General features: G+C 44.4%; 15 protein-coding genes and 1 pseudogene. 10 read left to right on the top strand and 6 right to left on the bottom strand.

The annotated features are described in order from the left end of the window. Positions 1–203 precede the first annotated feature (203 nt). From rhuM to JMY03_RS07900, 4 genes and pseudogenes are all read right to left on the bottom strand, one after another. On the bottom strand, positions 204–1,235 hold the full coding sequence (gene rhuM, locus JMY03_RS07885) for a RhuM family protein (protein WP_201602745.1): 1,032 nt from the start codon (positions 1,233–1,235) through the stop codon (positions 204–206). Positions 1,236–1,483: 248 nt separating this feature from the next. Further along, positions 1,484–1,546 (bottom strand): annotated as a pseudogene (locus tag JMY03_RS13425) (urease accessory protein UreG); the annotation flags it as partial. 41 nt (positions 1,547–1,587) lie between these two features. Next, positions 1,588–2,094: a hypothetical protein gene (locus JMY03_RS07895; protein ID WP_201602748.1), complete on the bottom strand. Its 507-nt coding sequence runs from the start codon at positions 2,092–2,094 to the stop codon at positions 1,588–1,590. Positions 2,095–2,242: 148 nt separating this feature from the next. Next, positions 2,243–2,947 (bottom strand): hypothetical protein, encoded by a 705-nt coding sequence (locus JMY03_RS07900; protein WP_201602751.1) that lies wholly within the window; start codon positions 2,945–2,947, stop codon positions 2,243–2,245. A gap of 244 nt (positions 2,948–3,191) precedes the next feature. On the opposite strand from JMY03_RS07900, the gene JMY03_RS07905 reads away from it, so the two are divergent. From JMY03_RS07905 to JMY03_RS07935, 7 genes are all read left to right on the top strand, one after another. Further along, the gene (locus JMY03_RS07905; protein WP_201602754.1) at positions 3,192–4,208 is read left to right on the top strand and encodes a LysR family transcriptional regulator; all 1,017 of its coding nucleotides are present in this window, start codon (positions 3,192–3,194) and stop codon (positions 4,206–4,208) included. A 176-nt stretch (positions 4,209–4,384) separates the two neighbouring features. Then, positions 4,385–5,671 (top strand): NRAMP family divalent metal transporter, encoded by a 1,287-nt coding sequence (locus tag JMY03_RS07910; RefSeq protein WP_227675551.1) that lies wholly within the window; start codon positions 4,385–4,387, stop codon positions 5,669–5,671. A 470-nt stretch (positions 5,672–6,141) separates the two neighbouring features. After that, positions 6,142–7,032 carry a methylisocitrate lyase gene (gene prpB / locus JMY03_RS07915; RefSeq protein ID WP_025646999.1) on the top strand — a complete coding sequence of 297 codons (891 nt, stop codon included), beginning with the start codon at positions 6,142–6,144 and terminating at the stop codon, positions 7,030–7,032. A gap of 36 nt (positions 7,033–7,068) precedes the next feature. Beyond that, on the top strand, positions 7,069–7,722 hold the full coding sequence (locus tag JMY03_RS07920; protein WP_201602757.1) for a DUF2059 domain-containing protein: 654 nt from the start codon (positions 7,069–7,071) through the stop codon (positions 7,720–7,722). A gap of 94 nt (positions 7,723–7,816) precedes the next feature. Continuing rightward, complete coding sequence (gene prpC / locus JMY03_RS07925; protein WP_201559557.1) at positions 7,817–8,956, top strand: bifunctional 2-methylcitrate synthase/citrate synthase; 1,140 nt, start codon at positions 7,817–7,819, stop codon at positions 8,954–8,956. Positions 8,957–9,229: 273 nt separating this feature from the next. After that, positions 9,230–11,884 carry a Fe/S-dependent 2-methylisocitrate dehydratase AcnD gene (acnD, locus tag JMY03_RS07930; protein WP_201603266.1) on the top strand — a complete coding sequence of 885 codons (2,655 nt, stop codon included), beginning with the start codon at positions 9,230–9,232 and terminating at the stop codon, positions 11,882–11,884. Between the two features lie 201 nt (positions 11,885–12,085). After that, a complete protein-coding gene (locus JMY03_RS07935) occupies positions 12,086–12,331 on the top strand; it encodes a type II toxin-antitoxin system Phd/YefM family antitoxin (RefSeq protein ID WP_201602759.1) in 246 nt (81 codons plus the stop codon). Positions 12,332–12,334: 3 nt separating this feature from the next. On the opposite strand, the gene JMY03_RS07940 is transcribed toward JMY03_RS07935, so the two are convergent. Beyond that, on the bottom strand, positions 12,335–12,487 hold the full coding sequence (locus JMY03_RS07940) for a hypothetical protein (RefSeq protein ID WP_201603318.1): 153 nt from the start codon (positions 12,485–12,487) through the stop codon (positions 12,335–12,337). Positions 12,488–12,574: 87 nt separating this feature from the next. Between JMY03_RS07940 and prpF the strand changes: the two genes are divergently transcribed. Then, complete coding sequence (gene prpF / locus JMY03_RS07945; RefSeq protein ID WP_201602761.1) at positions 12,575–13,825, top strand: 2-methylaconitate cis-trans isomerase PrpF; 1,251 nt, start codon at positions 12,575–12,577, stop codon at positions 13,823–13,825. A gap of 9 nt (positions 13,826–13,834) precedes the next feature. Here prpF and JMY03_RS07950 read toward each other — a convergent pair whose 3' ends face one another. Further along, positions 13,835–14,299: a DMT family transporter gene (locus JMY03_RS07950; protein WP_201585858.1), complete on the bottom strand. Its 465-nt coding sequence runs from the start codon at positions 14,297–14,299 to the stop codon at positions 13,835–13,837. Positions 14,300–14,442: 143 nt separating this feature from the next. On the opposite strand from JMY03_RS07950, the gene JMY03_RS07955 reads away from it, so the two are divergent. Together JMY03_RS07955 and JMY03_RS07960 are read left to right on the top strand one after the other, a co-directional pair. Continuing rightward, a complete protein-coding gene (locus JMY03_RS07955) occupies positions 14,443–16,266 on the top strand; it encodes an ABC transporter ATP-binding protein (RefSeq protein WP_201603269.1) in 1,824 nt (607 codons plus the stop codon). 220 nt (positions 16,267–16,486) lie between these two features. Then, positions 16,487–17,107, top strand: coding sequence for a GNAT family N-acetyltransferase (locus JMY03_RS07960; protein ID WP_201559132.1), 621 nt, complete (start codon positions 16,487–16,489; stop codon positions 17,105–17,107). The last annotated feature ends 166 nt before the right edge of the window (positions 17,108–17,273 follow it).

Consider the following 17,273-nt stretch of genomic DNA (forward strand, 5'->3'; position numbering starts at 1 on the left):
ATTGAATAGCTCTTAGAGCTCATCAATCTATCATAATTCCTATTATCTCTAAACAATATGACTCTGCCCTTGATGGGTAAATTGCTTGGTTAGATTCGTAAAGATAACTTTATGGCGTTTTCACAGCGGCGTCATCACTTGATTTTATAAGGCTGTTCTAGTCTTTAAGGCAGTACTTATTTTGCTTGAAGTTCAGTCGATTTTTAGCCCTCAAGCGATAACATATTCATAATCAGCTTAATCAGCGTCTCTTTTTGATTAGGATCCGACTCTGCTACTAGCAAGGTTAAAGCCGCAAGTCCGGTATTATTGATGACCATATCGCCTTCATCGTTGAGCAACCGACCATTACGATGCAAAAAATCAACGAACAAGAAAGCGCCGCTGCGCTTATTACCATCGGTAAAAGGATGGTTTTTGACCATAAAATATAATAAGTGCGCCGCTTTACTTTCAATCGTTGGATACGCAGGTTCGCCAAATACCGTTTGCCTCAAGTTACCCAGCACACTGTCCAGACCATCACCGCGAGGTCTAGCAAATAGCTCAGTGGCTTCACCGCGCGCCATTAACTGTGATTTTAGATCCTCTAATGCTGTCATGGCCTCGTGAGTGGTTGGCAAAACGCCACCCGCCTGCCCTGCTGGATCGTCCAATAAGCCCTCATCATAGCGCTGTAGCCATAAAAAGGTCTGAGTATAACGGCTGATGATTTCGATCAGTCCGCGCCCTTCATCCGTCTTTAGTTCAGGACTTTGGGCGGTTTTTTTAATTAAAGCCAATGCTTGTTGTAATTCACTAGAGTTTTTATCAAACCTTTGTTTGTTTAGCGTGTAACCTTGCACTAAATATTCACGCAGACGCTGAGTGGCCCAAATACGAAACTGAGTGCCTTTTTTCGAGTTAACACGATAACCTACAGAGATAATCGCATCTAGATTATAAAAGCGAATTTTTCGACGTACTTGACGCTTACCTTCTTGTCGAACTACCGAGGATTCCTCGGTAGTTGCTTCTTGGTTAAGCTCGCCTTCGTTATAGATGTTTTTTAGGTGCAGACTGATAGTATCCGTATCTTTTCCAAACAACGCTGCTAATTGAGCTTGTGAAAGCCATAAAGTATCATTCTCTAAACGAATTTCTATTGCAGATTGTCCATCAGCTGCTTGGTAGATCTCTATCTTTGCTTGGTTATTATCTATATTACTGTTATCTATGCGATCGTTGGTTGTCATTGTTATCCCTTTCAAGATAAGGCTCTATGAATTAGGCAGGCTTTAAGCTATTAATATGCATTCTAACCACACAGTATCAGTTTTAAATTGAGTCAGCACTATGACATATAAAAAAAGACCACAACGCTAAGCTGTAGTCTTTTTAACATCAACATAAACTATTAAAAATATGATGGCTTAGACGGTATCTGTCGCCCTTGACGACGATCTGCCAACATGCCACGCTCTATAATAAACTCAATGATCTCTGCCACGTCAATGACGTAGATGGTCAAATCTGATAGCTCAGGGCTAAAAGTCGCCGCTAAGTTCATTGAGGCATTATACCACTAATCTATCTAAACGAGCTCTATTAGTAATCACTCTCGCGATACAAGGTAGTTTGTGCTTCCTTGGTAAAGTCTTCATAGCTGACGCTAGCGGACTCTTCATTCTGCAAAACTTGCCCTTCAGCTACCTCTTGGTTGGATGTTAATGGCGGCTTAGTGACTGACGGACCTTTGTCCTCTTCACTATCAATACTAGCAGTAGCGTTTTGGACAGCAGTAGCGTTCGAGCTCTCACTTTCATCAGCATCACTAGCCAGCTCAGTCTTTTGCTCTGGCAGGATTACTTGGTTATCTTCGTCTGAGCTGCTAGAAGGTGTCACAGTAGCATGGTTATCGGCGACGCTCTCTTTAATAGAGGGTTTATCCTCAGCGGCCGCTACATTTTCGCTAGTCGATGAGCTATTGCTGGTCATTAAACTAAAAATACCGGCAATCATGACCAACAAAATTAAAACGACCCCAGCAGCAATAACTATTACCTTAACGCCCTTTTTAGTCGTGTCGTTAGGGTAGTTTTGGGTTTGCTGCAATAATAGGGTGTCAGCTTCAGCAGGCTAATGATCGCTATCAGAAAGCTTTAAGACGGTTCAAGAAGATATCGTTACTCTGTATGTCACCTCATAAACTATCGTTAAGACAAATGGTCATTTATAAAGCAGGTGTTTGTAATATTAAAATCTAATAAGCGCTGTCACGGTATACTACCGTCTGTGATTCTGCTTTAAAGCTATCGTAACTGATAGTAGGCTCTACGATAGTAGGCTCTACGTCGGTCTCTCCAAGCTGCATTGAGCGTACTCTAGTTGTCATTCTAGCTTCAGGGGCAGTTTTTGCTAATTCAGCGTTTAGGGCAAGGCTATTTAGACTGTGTTTCACTCGCGCTAATTCTCTAGCATTGGCGGCATTTGTTGCTCTTTCTTGTGCCATAGCGATAGTATTCGCTAATGAGTTTTCTTTACCTATGACTGATATATTATTACTGACCTCAGACAGCTGACTGTCAACCGCTGTGATGCGATCGTTCAAGGTGTCAGTAGCACTAAATAAAATAATCACTAACGCTAGCAGTAATAAAGTGCAAGACACACCAATGATAGTCAGCAGCCTAGCACTGTTGTTTGAGCTCTCCTCAGTGGCTACGACCATTCTATTGGTCGCAATCATCCGGTGACCATTATCTTGGGTATGATCTTCTAAGGAGCTGTTCGGGTAGTGAGCAGCGTTGTCTGTACCTTTATTTAGATCTTGATTGATACTTGCCATCGTTTTTTTGAGATACTGCTCGTACACGCTCAGACTACGGCTATTGATACTAGGTTTAATACCGTTCTCCTCAGATGACATCTGACTGTGGTTATGACGATTATTATCTTTATAATTCATAAGGCAATATCCAATCAGCTCCTGATTCAAGCTACAAATATTATTGCAACAGTGCCTATTGCTGTTTCATACAAAAGCGCTCTAACATAGGTATCAGCGCCATAGGCAATCATTCGCTTAAACCAATAATTACCTCATTATTGACCAAACAATATCGATAGACCAGCAGAAATAGTACTGAAGGTAGCAAAAACCTGACCAGCAGCATTTGTATTTACGAATATAGAGTTTTAAAGGAGTTTTCATGGATTTAAAACAGCTTAAGGCGTTTATTGCCATTGCTGAGTTACGAAGCTTTAGTGCGGCTGCAAAAGTCACCGGAATATCGCAACCAAGTCTTAGCCGATTACTTAAGCAGCTAGAGACAGATATGAATGTCGACTTAATTGATCGCTACCACAGACCGCTGCAGCTAACGACTGCAGGTTTATTTTTCTATGACAAGATAGATGCTTTGTTGACAGAGCTTGATGCCATTACGCATATGACCCAGCGCCTGTCTGCTCCTAGTAAAGGCTTGAATATAGGCTTTGTACCTTCTGTGCTTTATGGCCTATTGCCTGAGGTCATTGCAACCTTTAAGCAGCAAAACGCTGATACTGAGGTTAATCTCAAGGACATTAGCTCTTATCAGCAGATAGAGGCACTGAAGTCTGGTGAGATTGATGTGGGTTTTGGGCGCTTTGCTCATCAAGATCCGTGGATACAGCAAATACTACTGCGCCATGAGCGCTACCTTGTCGCACTGCCAAAAGCGCATCCGCTAGCTGAGGTCAAAGAACAGCGCTTACTGGATTTGGCCAATAGTCGCTTGATTCTTTATCATCAAACTCACCTGCCTGGCCTTATTAATACTGACTCTATTGCTGCTGATATGAGTACGAGCGCTCGAGATAAACGTATAAAACAGACTGCCAAACCCGAGGCAGCCTCGGTTACGGATTCAGTTACTGAGCCTTTACTATATTTATTTGCCCAGCACGGAATTACCCCGCTTAGAACCAGTAAAGTGAGTGATCTGCAAGTGGCGCTTGGCCTTGTCGCTGCAGGAGAAGGTGTCACCTTAGTGCCTGCAAGCCTACAAGTGATGCGCACTAAACAGATCAGCTATCAGCGCTTGATCCATGAAAACGTCACCTCCCCTATTTACTTACATACGCTAAAAGACTTTATTCATCCAAAAGTAAATGACCTACTCACTGCTATCTATGAGATCTACGAGCAGCGCGGTATCACTTATCGGCGTCAGCAGTTTGTCTAAGGTAAGCTAATAGTTATTATTCGCAAACCTGCTAGGTGTGCTAAAGTCACCAAAAAATTTTCGCACCATTAAGAGCGCTATATTCTCTTCCGCTATTTTTAATAATGATCATTTTAACTTTATGGGCGAGCTATCACAGGTCAGTGATAGCTTGCCTGATGTAAACTGAGGTATCTATGACCACACAACGAATAAATAACCCGGATATAAATAGCCAAAATGATGGTCACGCGCCTGCAGGTTTTAGTTGGCGCATTTTTGGTCCAGGTATATTGATGGCGACAGCGGCTATCGGCGGCTCGCATCTGATCTCATCGACGCAGGCAGGCGCGCTATATGGCTGGCAGTTGGCGATCATGATTGTCTTAGCTAATGTCTTTAAGTATCCGTTTTTTCGCTTCGGCACTGACTATGTCTACGATACCGGCGAGAGTCTGATAGCAGGCTATGCCAAGCGCTCAAAAGCCTATCTTTGGATCTACTTTATCCTCTCAATCTTATCCGCCATCATTAGTACTGGCGCGGTGTCTTTGATAGCCGCGGTGATTTTAGGATTTATGCTGCCTGCCTCAATTGGGCTCTCAACAATTAGCTTGTCGCTCATTATCGTCGCAGTCTCGTGGTTATTTTTGATTGCCGGTCATTACAAGTTACTCGATGGCGTGACCAAGTGGATTATGATTGCGCTGACCGCAGCTACAGTCGTTGCCGTACTTATCGCTGCTGGCAAGCCTACAGTGATGACTGCTGACTTCGTTGCCGCTTCGCCTTGGAATCTAGCGACTCTAGGTTTTATCGTCGCGCTTATGGGCTGGATGCCAGCGCCATTAGAGTTTGCCGCTATCACCTCAATGTGGACCTCAGCGAAAAGAAAGACGGAACACACCACCCATCGTCAAGGCCTATTGGACTTCAATGTGGGCTATGCGGTTTCGGCGATTTTGGCTTTATTCTTTTTATCGTTAGGTGTCTTTGTACAATATGGCTCTGGTCAAGAGATTGAGCTGGTTGGCGGCGCTTATATCGGTCAGCTGATCAGTATGTATACCAACACTATTGGTGAGTGGTCGCGTTTATTAGTCGCCTTTGTCGCCTTCATGTGTATGTTTGGCACGACGATTACTTGCGCTGATGGCTATGGCCGTGCCAATGCTGAATGTTGGCGACTGCTTAAAGGTCAAAGCGAGATCAGTAAAAAACAAGTCGCCTTTTGGACCACTTATGCTATCGGCGGCGGCTTGGTGATTATTACCTTTTTTACGGGTCAGCTTGGCGCTATGCTCAAGTTTGCCATGATATCCGCGTTTGTCTCCGCCCCTATCTTTGGTTGGCTGAACTACTCTTTAGTGCGTAAACATCAAAAGCTCTCCGCTGGCATGAATGCTTTATCAATTGCCGGTTTACTGTTCCTAGGCGGCTTTGCGCTCCTATTCTTGGCTAATCTGTTTGGTCTGCTCGGTTAGTCTCTTCTCACTATGAGATAAAGTGCTAATTATTGTTTACGATTCTACGTTACTCTCTAAAGTCCTACTACTTAAAGCCCTTTTAGCTTCGCTATAAGGGCTTTTTTGCTGACTATGGAAAGTACTAGCGATAGCTTATTCTCTACATTATAAAAACCACATTGACAGTATCGATATAATTGTAACTAAATGTAACATTGGAGCGTTCAATTAATCTATCTCGCAAAGTAATTTGAATACTATAATGAGGTAATCGGCAATAATATGAATATAATTATTCAAAAAATAAATAGTATTAATTATTCTAAATTAGTATTTCATTATAAATTAACTGCCTGCTGCATTTCTCACTTTGCAATATCAGTGATTGAGTGTACTCTTAAGCAATAAATCATATCGCACACTTATATTTAACCCTTAATATTCAGACTTCCTACGTTAAGTCATCTCTTTTATGCAAGGATTCTCACATGAGCTCATCAGCTGGCGCACGCTTTCGTAGTGCAATGCAACAACAAAACGCCAATGACCTGCCTTTACAAATCGCTGGTACTATCAATGCTTACACTGCCATGATGGCCACCCAAGTCGGTCATAAGGCTATTTATCTCTCTGGGGCTGGCGTGGCGAATGCCTCTTTTGGCCTGCCTGATTTGGGCATGACCAGCCTTGATAATGTACTAGAAGACGCGCGCCGTATCACTGATGCTGTTGACACGCCGCTATTAGTAGACATCGATACCGGTTTTGGCGGGGCCTTTAATATCTCGCAAACCATCAAAAAGATGGAAAAAGCAGGTGTGGCAGCGGTACATATCGAAGATCAAGTCGCGCAAAAGCGCTGCGGCCACCGCCCGAACAAGGAGATTGTCAGCATCTCAGAGATGGTCGATCGTCTAAAGGCCGCTATGGATGCCAAGACCGATCCTGACTTTGTGGTGATGGCGCGTACCGATGCCTTATCAGTCGAAGGTTTGGACGCCGCAGTAGAGCGCGCCGTTGCCTTCGCTGAAGCTGGCGCGGATATGATTTTCGCCGAAGCCTTGACCGATATCGAGATGTATCGTAAGTTTACCGATGTATTAGACATTCCTGTCCTTGCCAATATGACAGAGTTTGGTCAAACCGATCTATATACCACCGAGCAGCTGTACGGTGTCGGTGTCGATATGGTGCTCTATCCTTTATCGGCATTTCGAGCGATGAATAAAGCGGCGCTTAATGTCTATCAGCACCTATTGGACGATGGCACGCAAGAACAGGTTGTCGATACAATGCAGACACGCATGGAGCTATACGACTTTTTGAATTATCATGAGTTCGAGCAAACACTAGATAAATTGTTCGCGGATAATAAGTAATATAGCTGTTGATACTCACCGAACTTTAGGGTCTCTATGTCAGTTGTTATTCATATTAATAAGCAAATCTTATCCAAAGTCTCATTAGGCTGTGCTTTAGCTGCTGCGGTATTTATGACCGGCTGTAATGATACTGCTACCACTGAGACGGTGGAAGGCGTCGATACGGTCAACGATACGGCCGTCGTCGCTAGTGAGGATGTCGATACGAATTCTAGTGCTAGCGCTGATTCAGATGAGCTGGTCATGACGACGATAACGCTAGATACCGTCGATCAGATGTTATTTGTACCGCTACTTACCAATGGTGAGCTGAGCCAAGAGCAAGTCAGCTGTCTTGAAGCTCGAGATAAAGATTTGGGTAAGTCGGAGGTCGATGCCTTTTATAAAAGCAAATTTAGCGATGCTGAGCTTGCGTCATTAAACGAGTTTTATGCTTCAGATGTCGGTCAAAAGCTACTAGACTTCGGTAATGAGCAGCTCCTAATTATGAACGGCCAACAGGTCGCTGAACCTATGCCTGATCCTACTCCTGAAGAGATGGCTGAGATTCAGACCTTTATGGAGTCGCCACTAGGCGTTAAGTATATGGAAGTCAATAATGCTGAGGGCACTGGCAGTGCTATGGAAGTAATAAACGCCCCTATTAACGCCGAATTTAAGCGTTGTAACATCGATATAGAGCTATAAGTTTTTAGTGAAGCAAATCCGTTTATTTTATTAGTAGAATTTTTTATTCAGTTATCAAGTTCAACCCCCAAAAGCCACCAAAAGGAATTTAATCATGGCAGCACAAAACCAATCTGGAAAAGTATTATCAGGCGCAGGTCTACGCGGTCAAGTCGCAGGCAAGACAGCGCTCTCAACCGTTGGTAAGTCAGGTTCTGGCCTGACGTATCGCGGTTATGATGTCTCAGAGCTTGCAGATAAATGTGTCTTTGAAGAGGTCGCCTATCTACTACTTTATGGCAATTTGCCGACTCAAAGCGAGCTTGATGACTATCAGGCCAAACTCAAAAAACTTCGTGGCCTGCCGCAGCCGCTAAAAGATGTGCTTGAGCGCATTCCAAAGGACGCGCACCCGATGGATGTGCTGCGTACCGGCTGCTCGATGCTCGGTAACCTTGAGATGGAAACCGACTTTGAGCAGCAAAATGATAAAACCGATCGCATGCTGGCGGTGTTCCCATCTATCATTAACTATTGGTACCGTTTCACGCACGACAATGAGCGTATCGAAACGGAAACTGATGACGATACAATCGGCGGTCACTTCCTGCATCTGCTTAAGGGTGAAAAACCAAACGAGCTGCATACTAAGGTGATGAACGTCTCGCTTATTCTTTATGCTGAGCACGAGTTCAATGCGTCTACCTTTACTGCTCGCGTTTGCGCCTCAACTCTATCTGATATTCACTCTTGTATTACCGGCGCGATTGGCTCACTACGTGGTCATCTGCATGGCGGCGCGAATGAAGCAGCTATGGATATGATCGAGGGCTTTAGCTCACCTGATGAAGCCGAGAAAGAGATGATGGCGATGCTCGAGCGTAAAGATAAGATTATGGGCTTTGGTCATGCGATCTACAGCGAGTCTGATCCGCGTAACGTGGTGATCAAAGGCTGGGCTGAGAAACTAGCTGACGATGTTGGCGATACGGTATTGTATCCCGTATCTGTGCGCTGTGAAGAAGTGATGTGGCGCGAGAAAAAACTATTCTGTAATGCTGATTTTTTCCATGCGTCTGCTTATCACTTCATGGGTATCCCAACTAAATTATTCACACCGATCTTTGTGTGCTCGCGCCTAACTGGCTGGGCGTCTCATGTCTTTGAACAGCGCGCGAATAACCGTATTATTCGCCCAAGCGCGGAATATACCGGTGAAGAGCTGCGTCCAGTGCCTGATATCAGCGCTCGTTAATCTGTATAGCGTTTATTTTAAAGAATAGGTTTGTAAGGTGGGTTAGCAAAGCGTAACCCACCGATCTGATTAGCGCACCCTACAACTTATTTCAATTCAATTTTTCCTACCCTTTATTTAGCAAAGTTTATGTTAATTGAATCCTGTCACAGGAATAATTTTTGCTAAGTAAATTATTTTTTATACCTACTCTCAACCCATCTCACTTATAAAGGAAAGCCCGCCATGAGCGATGATAGCAAGCAGCCTTTAACGCAAGTTAATCCGCAAACCATGAATAATGAGTATAAAAAACCATTACCAGCTTTGGATGGAAGCAGTACTGACCTGCACTATTTCGATGTCGAGCAAGCAGTTAATGAGATTGAGCCAGGCGCTTATGCCAAACTGCCGTTTAGCTCAAAGGTGCTATGCGAAAACCTCGTGCGCCGCTGTCCGCCAGAGGATTTGACCGAAGCACTGTCACAGCATATCTACCGTAAGCAAGAGGTTGATTTCCCATGGTATCCTGCCCGCGTGGTTTGCCACGACATCTTAGGGCAGACTGCGTTTGTTGATCTTGCAGGACTGCGTGATGCTATCGCAGCGGAAGGCGGTGATCCTGCCAAAGTGAACCCCATCGTACCGACACAATTGATCGTCGATCACTCTTTAGCGGTTGAGCACGCAGGCTTTGAAGAAGACGCATTTGAGAAGAACCGCGCGATCGAAGAGCGCCGTAACGAAGACCGTTTTCACTTTATCAACTGGTGTCAATACGCCTTTGATAACGTCAACGTGGTACCGCCTGGTAACGGCATCATGCACCAAATCAACTTAGAGAAAATGTCGCCAGTGGTACAAGTGGTGGCGGATCAAGACGGCGATGCCATCACCTTCCCTGATACCTTGGTCGGTACCGATAGTCACACCCCGATGGTCGATGCGCTTGGCGTTATCTCTATCGGTGTCGGCGGCCTAGAAGCCGAAAGCGTGATGTTGGGCAACCCTTCATACATGCGTTTGCCAAACATCGTTGGCGTTGAGCTAACAGGTAAGCTGCAAGAAGGCATTACTGGTACGGATTTGGTACTAGCAATGACGGAATTTTTACGCGAGGAAGGCGTGGTCTCAGCCTACCTAGAGTTTTACGGCGAAGGTGCGCGCAATCTGACTGTTGGCGACCGTGCTTCTATCTCCAATATGACGCCAGAGTACGGCGCAACTGCTGCGATGTTCTCTATCGATGAGCAAACCATTGATTATCTGCGCCTCACCGGTCGCAGCGAGCAACAAATCAAAATCGTTGAAGCTTATGCCAAACAAGTTGGTCTGTGGGCGGATGGCCTAAAAGATGCTGAATATGAGCGCGTGCTGCATTTTGATTTATCAAAAGTGGTGCGTAATATCGCTGGTCCTTCACGTCCCCATGCGCGCGTATCAACGACAGACCTTGTCAAGGAAGGCATCGCCCACGGTGAAAATGAAAAACTACCAGAACCAAAAGATGGGCTAATGCCAGATGGCGCAGTCATTATCGCTGCTATTACTAGCTGTACTAACACCTCAAACCCGCGCAATATGGTGGCCGCTGGTATCGTCGCGCGTAACGCAGTAGAAAAAGGCCTTATTCGTAAGCCTTGGGTGAAGTCCTCACTAGCCCCTGGCTCAAAAGCCGTTAAGCTGTATTTAGAAGAAGCCAACCTATTGTCCGAGCTACAAAAACTGGGTTTTGATGTCGTCGCCTTTGCTTGTACCACTTGTAATGGTATGAGCGGTGCGCTGGACCCAGAGATCGAGCAAGAAATCATCGAGCGCGATTTGTTTAGTACCGCCGTATTATCAGGTAACCGTAACTTTGATGGTCGTATCCATCCGTATGCCAAGCAAGCGTTCCTCGCCTCGCCGCCTTTGGTTGTGGCGTATGCTATCGCTGGTAATATCCGTTTTGATATCGAAAAAGACTCACTCGGCAAAGACCAAGATGGCAACGATGTTTATCTAAAAGACATCTGGTTTGAGGATAGCGAAGTCGATGCGATCGTCGCCGAGTCAGTTAAGCCTGAGCAGTACAATCAAGTATACATCCCAATGTTTGATGAAGCCAAAGCACAGGCAGATCGTAATGAGGCATCGGTCATCGATCCTCAGTACGACTGGCGTGAGATGAGTACCTATATCCGTCGTCCGCCGTATTGGGAAGGCAAGATGGCGGCGATGAACCGGCTTAAAGGCTTACGTCCACTAGCGGTACTTGGTGACAACATCACCACCGACCATATGTCACCATCTAATGCGATTATGGGCGACTCTGCGGCTGGCGAGTATCTTGATACTATGGGTCTGCCAGCGGAAGACTATAACTCATACGCCACGCACCGCGGCGATCACTTAACCGCGCAGCGAGCCACTTTTGCCAATCCAAAACTGCTCAATGAGATGGTACGTGACGAAGACGGCAACGTCATTCAAGGGTCACTTGCGCGCGTGGAGCCAGAAGGTCAAGTCATGCGTATGTGGGAGGCGATCGAGACGTATATGAATCGTGAGCAGCCACTCATCATCATCGCAGGTGACGGCTATGGCCAGGGCTCTAGTCGTGACTGGGCTGCCAAGGGCGTGCGTCTTGCTGGTGTGGAAGTCGTCGTGGCTGAAGATTTTGAGCGTATCCATCGTCAAAACCTCGTCGGTATGGGCGCTCTCCCCGTGCAGTTTGCGCCTGGTATCAACCGTGAGACGCTCAACATCGATGGTACAGAAATCTTCGATATCGAAGGAGATGTCTCTGCTGGCGGCGAGATGACACTGGTGATTCATCGTAAAGATGGCACAGTCGATAAAGCGCCCGTTATCTGCCGTTTAGATACCGCTGATGAAGTAAAAATGTATAACTCTGGCGGTATGCTGCAGCGCTTTGCCAAAGAGTTCTTAGCGGGTGAAGTGGCCTAAGCGTTTTGAGCGTTTAAGGTTTAGCGCATAAGTAATACAGAGCCGATGTTGTATAGAGTGTCTATATGGCATCGGTTTTTTTAAGCTTATACTCTCTAACTATTTGAATTTGGCGTAGGCTAGGTTTTTAACCCAGCATCACAATTTTGCAGAGTTACTATAGATTGTATTTTATTAAAATTTTATATTAAGAAAAATATTATGAAAGTTATCAGCTTTACAGACGCTAATAAAGACTTTAAAGCCGTTTTAGATACGGTGAATAATGGTACCGATGCAGTAGTCATAAATCGTCAAAAAGATAATGATGCAGTTGTTATGTCGAGTGCTCATTACAATGGTTTGATGGAGACGCTGTATTTATTAAAGTCATCTGCTAATGCTGCCCATTTGGCTAAGTCTGTTGAGCAATATGAAAGTAGCAAGTTAAATTCTAAGACTAAATAATATTTACCCACATTTGTAAGGCTCGACTCGACCAGCCTCGACTTCATCTTGAGCGATGAGTAATTGACGCACAAACTCATAAGACAAGTCAGGGTTATCTTGCATAATACGTTTAATTTTAGCTGAGCTTTCGCTAGGATTATTGTCTCTATCCATGATGACCTCTATCTTTAGCTACTTTATCTCTATTTATACCACCAATAATACAGAATCAAATCATAATTATATTAAGGACTCCTGGTAATGACACAAGCCACCCAATCAAAACCAAAATTCGCCCCGCAAATCTCCGTCCCTGCCACCTATATGCGCGGCGGCACGTCAAAAGGTACTTTTTTTAAATTATCCGACTTACCTGAGCGTTGCCAAGTTGCAGGCTCGCCGCGAGATAACTTTTTACTACGTGTTATCGGCAGCCCAGATCCTTATGGTAAGCAAATCGACGGCTTAGGTAATGGCAGCTCTAGCACATCAAAAACGGTGATTTTGTCTAAAGCGTCGTGCGCCGACCATGACGTCAATTACTTATTTGGACAAGTTAATATCGCAAAGCCGATGATTGATTGGGCGGGTAACTGCGGTAACTTAACCGCCGCCGTGGGTGCTTGTGCGATTAATATGGGCTTGGTCGATGCAGACAAGATAGCTAGTAGTATTGATAAAGACGCGGACAGCGGTGTTTGTGAAGTGCGTATCTGGCAAGAGAATATCGGCAAGACCATTATCGCCCATGTGCCTGTATACAAGGATGAGAATGGTCAGGTGCAAGTACAAGAAACCGGCGACTTTGAGTTAGACGGCGTGACCTTCCCCGCTGCTGAGGTCAAAATTGTATTTATCGATCCGGTTGACTCATCCAGTGATATGTTCCCGACCAACAACCTCGTCGATGACTTTGATGTCTCTGGTTGTGGCCTCGATAAGGACAGCGTCAAAGCGACCTTTATCAGCGCCGGCATCCCCACTATCTTTATGAAGGCAGAAGACCTAGGCTTTAGCGGTACAGAATTACAAGGTGATATTAATAGTAATGACAAACTATTAGCCAAGTTAGAAAAAATACGTGCGCGTGGCGGCGTGGCGATGGGGCTGTTTACCGATGAATCTGAGGCACAAGCCAGCCAGCATATCCCCAAAATTGCTTGGGTAGCACCAGCACGAAGCTATACCTCGTCAAGTGGTAAAGAAGTTAAGGCAAATGATATCGATTTAGTGGTGCGTGCCATGAGTATGGGGCAACTGCATCATGCGATGATGGGTACCGCAGCGGTCGCCATTGCGGCAGCGGCCACCACGCAAGGGACATTGGTCAATGAGGCGGCAGGCGGCGGCGAGCTGTCCGAGGTGCGTTTTGGTCATCCATCAGGGACGCTACTGGTCGGCGGTAAGACCGAACAAGTCGACGGACGCTGGCAAGCCAAAAAAGTGTCGATGAGCCGCTCAGCCCGCCGTATTATGGTTGGAGAAGTTTTTGTACCAGCGGATGCTTTTTAAGCCGCAATATTAAGCTACTGTTTTAGTCTCGCCATATATCATTAATATACCACCAAGAGTCACTAAAGCTAAGCCGATGATTTTATAAATATCTATTGCTTTAACTTCTAAACCAAACAAGCCCGTTTGGTTTAGAATCAGGGCAAAATACATTTGCCCAAGAAAGACCCAAAGCAGTGTATTTCCTGCACCAATCTTGGGCGCGGCAATAAACATAAATAAAATATAAAAGCTGCCCAAGAATCCTGGTAACCACATCCACCATGCCGCATTTTCAATTATTGGCGGTTTGATACCACCACTCATCATATAGGACAGCACTAAAGAAGCCAATGCACCTCCTAAGTATAAATAAAAGGTAGATTGGATTTGAGAGGCTTGCGTACTTTCTCGAAAAGCGTTGACAATAGCCAGCTGGAGCGGAACAATGGCACCTCCTAATAGGCTAATCAAGATATAAGGGAGTATTTTCAAACGGCGTTCACCAAAAGATAATAAAGAATATCTCCATATAATACCAAACTTAATTTTTATATTTAATATAAATATAATTTAGTGAAATATTCAAATCAATGAGCTAATTTTTTATGACAACCTCTCCCCAGTTTCGCCGCGTGATGTTAGACAAAAAGCCGCCAGTCAAAAAGACTGAGCGGCGCGCTTTATTGTGGAATATTCTCAAAAAGCTGGCGGTGTTTGCCGCGCCTTATAAGCTTTTAATCATTGCCACGCTGATCTTGACCGTACTTGGTTCCTTTACCGCGCAGGTCAATGCTTTTGTGTTGCGTTATGCTGTCGATACTTTGACTGAGATTGCCACACTTGCCGAGCCTTGGGAAGCGGGCGTACGTATGCTTGGCATTATCAGTGCGGTACTACTGACCAAAGAGATACTGTCGATATTTATCTCTTTCGGTCAGCGTTTTTTTGGCGAAAAAATCCGTATTAACTTGTCGCGGGATTTATCACAAAAGATTATCGAGCGCATTTTGACTTATCGCATGGCGTTTTATACCAGTAGTGAAAACGATAGCGGTAAACTACAAACTCGTATTGATTATGGGGTTAGTAGCCTAACAAGTTTGGTGCAAAACTTCTTTATCGATATGCTACCGCTGTTTGCCAGTGCCATTGTCTCGCTCATTATTATGTTCTCGACCAACTTTTGGATTGGTCTGGTTGGACTGTTTATTATTCCGATTTACTTTTTTATTAGTCAAAAACAAGCCAAACGTCTGCAAGGGTTTCGTCGGCAAATGCGCGGCTTTCGCGAAGCCAAAAGCGGACTGGTTATCTCGCTTATCAACTCAATTAGTGTGGTCAAATCCTTTGTCCGCGAGCCTATTGAAGCGCAAAAGCATCTAAAGATTCAAAAAGAGATGACCGATAATCAGCTGCGTATTCGCAGTATTGGCTTTATTTATGATGCGGTGAAAACCTTTATTGAACAAATCGGCGTCGTGGTCATCATCTTGCTGACTTCTTACTTTGTGTTGCAGGGCCAAATGACCATTGGCATGATTTTATTTCACGTTATGCTATTTCAAAACGTCGCTGCCCCTATTCGCCAGCTGCACCGTATCTATGATCAGATTAATAATGCTTTAACTTATGCTGAAGGCTTTTTTGATATCTTAGAAGATGAAAGCCAAGTTGAGAATATCGATGGCATCAGTAGCAAAGATCTAAAGGGCCATATCGAGTTAAAAAACGTCGACTTTACTTATCCCAACGGTACCCAAGCGCTAAAAGATGTCAGCTTTGAGATTCGCTCTAACCGTATCACTGCGCTTGTGGGGCTTAGCGGCGCGGGCAAGAGCACCATTATCAATCTATTGGTCAAATTTTATGAGCCAGATGCTGGTATGATTTGCTTAGATGGTCATAATTTAAAAGACTGCGATACTCATGACTTACGTCAGAATATCGGTCTGGTATTACAAAGTAATCATATCTTCTCAGGCACTATTAGTGAAAACATCCGTTATGGCAATATGAATGCGACTATGGATGACATTATAGTTGCAGCCAGAAAGGCTTCGATTCATGAGCAAGTGATGCAATTAGCAGACGGTTACGAGAGTACGGCCAAATCGCTATCGGGCGGTCAGCAGCAGCGTATTGCGCTAGCACGTATGTTCTTAAAAGATCCACCGATTGTATTTTTGGATGAGCCAACGGCGAGCCTCGATGCCATCGCCAGTCAACAGGTCAAAAAAAGCTTAGATCTTATCAAGCAAGATCGTACGGTAATTATGGTCTCGCATAACATCGCGCAGATCATTGACGCTGATGATTTGGTAGTAATAGAAAATGGTCAAGTGGTTGAGACGGGTACCCATGAAGCGCTCTATGATAAAGGCGGTAAGTATTACGAGATCTTTAGTGCCATGTCCGATAGTTTAAATCTAGATAAGATCAGTCAGACGATTCAGGGTTAATGTCTTATAGATTATTGCAAAAAGTACGTTTTAATAATAGGGCGTGTTGAACATTCACAAATAGCCTCTGTCAGTGCCATGGTTGAATGTTCAACACGCCCTAATCTAAGCGACGTCGTAGGCTGGTGCTTTTAGCCTAGCACCATAAACCCAAAAGCATTAAAAATATGCCTTCATTCAAACGCATTATTATCATCTCATTTGCAAAAGCCAAAATATTATGACCACCCAATTTTCTATAAAAACCTTTGATGAGTTAACCTCCGTCGATATCTACCATATTCTAAGAGCGCGCTCGCAGGTGTTTGTGGTGGAGCAAAACTGCGCTTATCAAGATATGGATGAGCTTGACTTTGATTGTCTGCATCTCGTCGCGCATCAAAACGAAGCGCTCGTTGGCTATTGCCGTATTATTCCACCTGAATACAACAGGCTCAGATCTAACTTGAGCGCCGCCGATACCGATTCGCTTAATACCGCTATGTCTGCTATTGGACGCGTGCTGGTATTATCAGAGCATCGCGGTCAAGGCATAGCAAGGCAGATGATGATTCAAGCTATCGCTCATTGCCGCAAAAAATATGGCAAAAAGCGTCCTATTATTATCTCCGCACAGACTTATTTGCTCAGCTTTTATCAGTCCTTAGGGTTTGTTCCTGAAGGAGATTACTACCTTGAGGATAATATCGAGCATGTAAAGATGGTGCTGCGAGTGGCCAAAAAGAGCAAAGTTAAAAAGGTCAGTGCTGCAAATGGTAGTAAGTCCTCAAAGATTTTGAGCGCTCTACTCTTTATATTGGTGGCACTATTTATTCTCGGGCTACTTTATTTGATGATTTAAAATGAATCAGGATTTATTTAATAGACTTTATATATTAAGCAGATAAGGTTTTAATTTTTAACATAATTCAGTTTGGTTGTTGGCTTTTGCCTATGCTACTTTGAGATATGACTTATTTTTAAGTGCTTCTGTGGACGCTTTGATTGACAAAAATCAGATAAGTCGA

Origin of the sequence: Psychrobacter submarinus, from assembly GCF_904846685.1 — a bacterium.
GTDB classification, from domain to species: Bacteria; Pseudomonadota; Gammaproteobacteria; order Pseudomonadales; family Moraxellaceae; genus Psychrobacter; species Psychrobacter submarinus.